This window comes from Streptomyces sp. ADMS (genome assembly GCF_033441795.1).
Lineage (GTDB): Bacteria > Actinomycetota > Actinomycetes > Streptomycetales > Streptomycetaceae > Streptomyces.
The window spans coordinates 1-219 of record NZ_JAVFVX010000668.1 but is presented as its reverse complement, the minus strand read 5'-3'; the positions used below and the strand labels follow the sequence as shown (position 1 = coordinate 219).

Annotated in this window: 1 pseudogene; it reads right to left on the bottom strand. The window is 75.8% G+C overall.

Annotation, left to right across the window (positions count from 1 at the left end):
• Positions 1-219, bottom strand: a pseudogene (locus tag RB628_RS42420) (hypothetical protein); the annotation flags it as partial.

The following is a 219-nucleotide window of genomic DNA, read 5'->3' as shown; positions in this document are numbered from 1 at the left end:
CAGTTCCGCCCCTGCCCCGCACCCGACGGACCCGCCATCAGGGTCCGCGCCGACAGCAACGAGTCGGTTCCGTCCGAACCCTCTCGCTGTGCGGCGGCCGGGTCTGCCGGGTCGGGCGGGTGTACGACGCTGGTGGGGCCCGGGGACTCCACGGGCGGCGACTGCCGGGTGGCCTTGGTCCAGTGGCCCGGGGTCTGGGTGGCCGGGTCCAGGAGAGCG